Source organism: Sphingomonas sp. BL2 (assembly GCF_056680015.1).
Genome location: NZ_JBWXPL010000004.1, coordinates 1 through 5,412, shown reverse-complemented (window position 1 = coordinate 5,412; position 5,412 = coordinate 1). Strand labels below are relative to the sequence as shown.

The window sequence follows — 5,412 nt, the reverse complement described above, 5'->3', positions numbered from 1 at the left end:
CTAGCCGCGACGCACTTCCGCGCTGCATAAACTCATTGCACAGCGCGAGCCTAATTTAGCGATCAGAACAGCCGCTTTCCGACTTCCTCGGCAAATTTGGGGTCACGGTCGGCACGGTTTCCAGCATTGAGCGCAGATTGGCTCCATGCTTCGGTACTTGGCGACAGTCTTTTAGGGGGCTGCCGTCCAGCAGAAGGAGGAGCCGTCTCGTCGCCTTTCAGATGGCAGACGGCATAGAGAACGTCATCGTGATCGGGCAGGTCAGTGCATCGCCGCCTCGCCGCCTCTGCTCCCTCGCGATGGTAGGCCACAGCCTTATCGGCGCTCCCTACCCATACCGGGCTGGCGTCATCAAAGCCGGCCAGCCACACAATCTGTTCGCCTGACCGTGTGCGAGCGAGAACCCAGCCCATGTCTGTATGAAGGCGACCCGATTCCAGCATTGCTGCTGTAAATTGCTCAACGGTAACAGGCCGGGGTGCATCATCCATGGCGTTCATCCTTCAAAGGGCGGCCGAACAGGCGAGACCAAAAGCTGCCATCGGACTGGGGCTGAGGTGGTGACGGGGGGGGCGCGACAGGTGCAACCTCTGGTGGCTGTGGTGTGTCCTGTAGGAACTCCTCGGACGCAGGGCGTTGATCCGTCAGAAGACCCCGCTCAGCTATTTGGCGCCAATGATTGCGATCATTGCGCAGATCCTCGCGGTCAGCTCGAACATCATCCAGTTGGGATTTGAGAAGGTCGATTTGCGCCTTGAGCAGATCGACAATTTCCCCTGCTATGACGGGTGCATCGGGGGTGTCACCTACTGTTAAGCTGGGCTGTAAAGGTTGCTGCACCCCCTTTACAGCAGGCCAAACGCGAAAAAGCTCTACCGGCTCGATACGCCATTCGCCGTTTGCCGTCTTTTCCGCTGAAATACGGCCAGTTTTAATGGCTTTCATAAGGGTTTGACGGGTGACACCAACCTGATCGGAGGCTTCTTTTAGGGGTATACCCATGGGTGTCACTCGCTGTTAAATCTTACATGTAACCATCTGTATACAGGGTGCATACCCTGTAGCCGACTAGCTTAGTTGTCCTAGTAGATTACCCGTAAGCGATCCGATGCTGCGTGCTTCCTCGTTAGGCTGGCGATCAACCGTTTCCTGCAGTGCAGGTATGTTCGGTTCCATACCGGGCAAAGTGGGTTCGCTAGGGGGAGGTAACCCCTCACCAGAGGGCAACTGACGTTCGCCAGGAAGCATGCGTGGCAGCTTTTTAAGAGGGCGCGTATCGTTGATGACGCTTTCAGGTTGATCGGCTGCATCCGCTACTAGCGTTGCGCTGAACACTGAAAGCCGGAGCTCGTCACGTGGCTGGCCCCAAGCTACTCGATCGTTGACGACGTAGGCCGCCACTGTGCCGGGGCCGTTCATTCGCACGACCTGAACATAATTCTCTTCGGCTAGATCTCGCACCGCTCTCTGGACCGTGTCCACGCTGCACCCCATCAGCTTCGCGATCGTCTTTTGGGAAATGGCGACAGCATTACGATCCCCCATTCGACCAACGAGGATCAGAAGCAGTTGGCCGGCACGCGGTTTTCGCGCTGTGAGATCACCCCAAAGCTCCAATGCTTTGCGCTCGACTTGCACCCAATGACCCATCGACGACCCCACCGCACCCATGCGGCTACCCTACCGCAACCTTGCGGAGAAACAAGGCAAGCCTGCCGATTTAATCTGCCGAGTTTTTAGGCAACCTACCGCATAGCTGGTGCGGTAGGGTGACCGCATAGCTGGTGCGGCCACCCCCAGAGGTAAGACTATCAAAAATAACGAAAAAGTATTTGCGCTCTCTAATGATCTAATGAGCGTGACCGCCAAGTCCCGCAGGCTGGGGCATGATCATTAGATCAGAAGGAACGAAGCAAGAACAAATAGAACGAGCCTAGTCGGCTCGCGCGCTGTTGGATTTCTCCGACACGATCGGAAGCGCCCTAAGACAGTGCAGAAGGTGCTTAGCGAGGCAGAAGTAGGCAGGTAGTCCGGTGCCGGCCCAAACAAGCCCCTGTGGCTTTCTAGGCTGCTCCAGAGGTGTTTTCCGTGTCATCCCCGGCTTTCGCGAGGAGTGCCTCTCCACGGGCCTTCCATCGGCGTTGCTGGTCCTCGGTTACGTCCGCCTTTGCCATGGCATCGAGCGCACCGAGGAGGGTGGCACGATCCCAGGTCGGTATGCCTGTCTGGCTATCCAGCAACCCCGCTTTCGTCATCAGACCGGCTGCAAGGAAGCGTTGATGGTCACGCTCCCTGCGATCAGCCTTGGCTGTGGCGCTCGCAGCTTGGCGGATCGCTCCCCGGCCAGCCCGCACGGTTTCCTTGGCGCGCTCGACCCGGATCAGTGCAGCCAGCGAACGGTTGTCGGTGGGCGTTCGATCGGGCTTGTGCATGAGGAGCATGAACAGCTTGTCGTCTTTGGAGGGATTGGTTTTAGCGAGCAGCCTGTCGACATGCGCCAAGGCCCATGCAGCATTATCGATGTAGCCCGGTTTTCCAGCCATATTCCGCCTACCAAAGTTGACAGAATTGTGGGGCAGAAGGCAGAAGAAGGCAAGGGCAGAAGAGTCCATGTAATTTCATGGCCCGCTTAGTTGTTTTGCAAAATGCAAAACGCGGGGTCTGCGGACGCCAAGAAGGAAGAAGACTAGCGTGGCAATCGGGCGGTTGAAAATGAAGGTAGGCGGAACCGGCAAAGCCGGGCCCCATGCCTCCTACATTTTCCGCGAGGGCCGCTATGCCCGTGACGAAACGCTGGAACGGTTAGACGCCACGGAATCGGGCAACATGCCAGCATGGGCGGAGAATGATCCGGTCGCGTTCTGGCGTGCGGCCGATGCGCACGAGCGGGTGAACGGGACCACCTACCGGGAGATGGAAATTGCCATCCCGCGCGAGTTGTCGATCGAGGATCGAACCGCGCTGGTGCGGGCATTCGTGGCGCAAGAGATAGGGAACGCCCACGCCTATCAGTGGGCGATCCATACGCCCGTCAGGAGCAGCGACGGGGGTGAGCAGCCTCACGTGCATCTGATGTTCTCGGAGCGTCGGGTGGACGGGATCGAGCGCGGACCGGACGAGTATTTCAAGCGGGCGAACAGCAAGGCCCCGGAGCGCGGCGGGGCGAAGAAGGGGTATGGCCCGCGTGCCGGCGAGCGATTGAGCCGGGAGGAGAGGGCCGAGCATCTGAAAGAGCTACGAGGCCGGTGGGAAGGGATGGCAAACGATCACCTGGCGCGCGCCGGTCGGGGTGAGCGGATCGATATGCGCAGCTATCAGGCCCGTGGTCTCGACGTAGAGCCGGCGTCGCGGTTGCTCCCCAGTGAGTGGCGGGATGACGAGACGCGCACCAATGTGATCGCGTTCCGGCGTGCCACGGCCGAGCTGGTGCAGGCCGAGGTGGCGATCGATAAGGCGATCCCCGATCGCGATGCGGAGATCATCGATCTGTATCAGGAGCGGACGAAGCGGCTTGAGCGGGAGGCATCGGGGCGTGGTCTGATCGCGGGGGCCGCGCGCGTGACGCGGGAGGAGCTTGGTGCACAGACGCCGGCACCCGCACCGCCCGCACCGCCCGCGCCGGTTGCACCGGCCAAGCCATCGCCCGAGGCGATCGTCCAGCGGTGGACGGCCGAGCATCAGCGTCAGCTTGTCGCCATACAGACCAAGGCGCGGCGGATCATGGGCCATGCCGAGGGTATGGAACGCCGCCACCTGGGGACGGTGCAGGATCATCAGCGCGAGCGCCCGATGCCGCCACAAGGCATGTTCGCGGCGTTCAAACAGGCGTCATACGAAGCCGCATGGAAGACGTGGGAGAAGGCAGCGGACGGCCTGCGAAGACGCGCAGCGCAGCTAGGCCGGCGCGTGGAGAAGCTCCGGGACTATCTTCAGCCGGTGACCCAGCACAACCTACACCATCCCGGCGACCGGCTGGCAACGGAGCGGGTCGAGCGGGCGCAGCCGGATCTTGCCAAGGCGCATGCGGAGGTGATGCGTCAACAGCGTGTCGAACAGATCGCGCAGGCCGATCGCGCGGCGAAGGCAGCACACGCCGAGCGGGTTGCGCAGTTCGAGAAGAACGAGCGTGCGCAGGGCGAACGTCAGGCCAAGGCGCTTGAGAAGATCAAAGAGCAGCGTGAGCGCGGGCGCAACGATCGCGGCCGGGGACGGTAAATAATCTTGTCATTAGAAAGCATAATTGAAGGAGGGGTAATGATATCGTTTGAAAAGAAATTGGCACAAAGTTGGCCTGAATGGTTGGCGCTTGCCTCATTCATAGCGTTAGCATTATTTTCTATTATAATTCCTCTGACAATTGATGTTGCATCTGCGAATAAATATAATCCGATGTTTAATGCATTACTTTCTATTGGTACAAGTGGGATAGTAGCATTTATATTTTATTATGTGGTTAATTCAAGAATCGAGAATAGAAAAAAGAAGATAGTAAAAAAGAACGCGCTAAAACATTATAAATTTGCAAAAGAAAGCATCGCTTTAGCTATTATACACGCAAGTCAAAAGGGAGGGCGTGAGGATATTAAAGGAGATACTAAGACAATAAATAGAATGCTAACAACTGAGGGTTTCAAAGAATTATTCCGAGATGGGCGTGAAGCCAACGAGGGATTTTATGCATTCCAGAACCAAATGGACGAAAGAACATACGAATATGACGAAATAATATTTAATCTAAAAATTATAAGGAGATCTATTAATAGACTAATAGATAATGATCTTTTTTACGAAAGCGGATCATATAACACATTTGTAAATCTAGACGCTTTGCTGTCACGCATAGAGAGTAAAGAGCCGGGATATGATGAAAGCAAAATGCTTTGCGGGTTTATTTACCAACTATTCTCAGGATTTGATAGGGTGAGCGGAAATACTGGGTATGATTCCATACAGCGTGGAATAGAAAACGCCTAAAATCGAGACGCCCACGTCCAGATAGGCAGAATACCCCGACGGAGGATTGATTCTGTAAAAGTAACGTGCTTCAACGCCGTGATGTTGCTCGCCCTTCTGCTTCAAACCGTCAATCCTGCCTATACGGCTGCGATGCAAAACTGGCGAACCTGCCTTACTCAAAACGTTCCGCAATTGGACGCACCGGGAGAACCGGCGACGGTGGTAGCCGACGCTGTAATGGCGGAGTGTGGTTCGCAAGAGTCGCAGGTGAAAAGTGTTTTAGAGGCTGATGCACCAAACTTCGGAATAAGACCTAATGATCCGTTTATCATACAGGACTGGCAAAGCAGGCAGAAGAACATGCGCTCGCTTGTTACTGGAGAGGTTCTCCGAGGGAGAGTGCAAAGGTCAACCGGTTCCAAGAAATAGTAAAATATCACTACAAGTTAAGTGAAT

The 5,412-nt window shown here is 56.2% G+C and carries 7 protein-coding genes; 3 read left to right on the top strand and 4 right to left on the bottom strand.

Annotated features, from left to right (window positions below; genetic code table 11):
- Window positions 1–62: 62 nt before the first annotated feature.
- The 4 genes from AC1ME3_RS20135 to AC1ME3_RS20120 all read right to left on the bottom strand — a co-directional run bounded on the left by AC1ME3_RS20135 (window position 63) and on the right by AC1ME3_RS20120 (window position 2,543).
- Window positions 63–491, bottom strand: coding sequence for a hypothetical protein (locus tag AC1ME3_RS20135; RefSeq protein WP_480956177.1), 429 nt, complete (start codon window positions 489–491; stop codon window positions 63–65).
- On the bottom strand, window positions 484–1,002 hold the full coding sequence (locus AC1ME3_RS20130; RefSeq protein WP_480956176.1) for a hypothetical protein: 519 nt from the start codon (window positions 1,000–1,002) through the stop codon (window positions 484–486). Before AC1ME3_RS20130 ends, AC1ME3_RS20135 begins: the two co-directional genes overlap by 8 nt.
- A gap of 66 nt (window positions 1,003–1,068) precedes the next feature.
- Entirely contained in the window at window positions 1,069–1,671 is a 603-nt protein-coding gene (locus AC1ME3_RS20125) for a helix-turn-helix domain-containing protein (protein ID WP_480956175.1), read from the bottom strand.
- A gap of 392 nt (window positions 1,672–2,063) precedes the next feature.
- Window positions 2,064–2,543: a conjugal transfer protein TraD gene (locus AC1ME3_RS20120; RefSeq protein WP_480956174.1), complete on the bottom strand. Its 480-nt coding sequence runs from the start codon at window positions 2,541–2,543 to the stop codon at window positions 2,064–2,066.
- 148 nt (window positions 2,544–2,691) lie between these two features.
- Here AC1ME3_RS20120 and AC1ME3_RS20115 point away from each other — a divergent pair, with 148 nt between their 5' ends.
- The 3 genes from AC1ME3_RS20115 (at window position 2,692) to AC1ME3_RS20105 (ending at window position 5,385) form a co-directional block, all read left to right on the top strand.
- Window positions 2,692–4,215 carry a MobA/MobL family protein gene (locus tag AC1ME3_RS20115; protein WP_480956173.1) on the top strand — a complete coding sequence of 508 codons (1,524 nt, stop codon included), beginning with the start codon at window positions 2,692–2,694 and terminating at the stop codon, window positions 4,213–4,215.
- A 39-nt stretch (window positions 4,216–4,254) separates the two neighbouring features.
- On the top strand, window positions 4,255–4,974 hold the full coding sequence (locus AC1ME3_RS20110) for a hypothetical protein (RefSeq protein WP_480956172.1): 720 nt from the start codon (window positions 4,255–4,257) through the stop codon (window positions 4,972–4,974).
- Between the two features lie 81 nt (window positions 4,975–5,055).
- Window positions 5,056–5,385 carry a hypothetical protein gene (locus AC1ME3_RS20105; RefSeq protein WP_480956171.1) on the top strand — a complete coding sequence of 110 codons (330 nt, stop codon included), beginning with the start codon at window positions 5,056–5,058 and terminating at the stop codon, window positions 5,383–5,385.
- Window positions 5,386–5,412 lie beyond the last annotated feature (27 nt).

Coding starts and splice junctions, on each gene's coding strand:
- AC1ME3_RS20120 (WP_480956174.1), bottom strand. CDS start 2,543: ATGGCTGGAAAACCGGGCTACATCGATAATGCTGCATGGGCCTTGGCG.
- AC1ME3_RS20110 (WP_480956172.1), top strand. CDS start 4,255: ATGATATCGTTTGAAAAGAAATTGGCACAAAGTTGGCCTGAATGGTTG.
- AC1ME3_RS20125 (WP_480956175.1), bottom strand. CDS start 1,671: ATGGGTGCGGTGGGGTCGTCGATGGGTCATTGGGTGCAAGTCGAGCGC.
- AC1ME3_RS20130 (WP_480956176.1), bottom strand. CDS start 1,002: ATGGGTATACCCCTAAAAGAAGCCTCCGATCAGGTTGGTGTCACCCGT.
- AC1ME3_RS20105 (WP_480956171.1), top strand. CDS start 5,056: ATGTTGCTCGCCCTTCTGCTTCAAACCGTCAATCCTGCCTATACGGCT.
- AC1ME3_RS20135 (WP_480956177.1), bottom strand. CDS start 491: ATGGATGATGCACCCCGGCCTGTTACCGTTGAGCAATTTACAGCAGCA.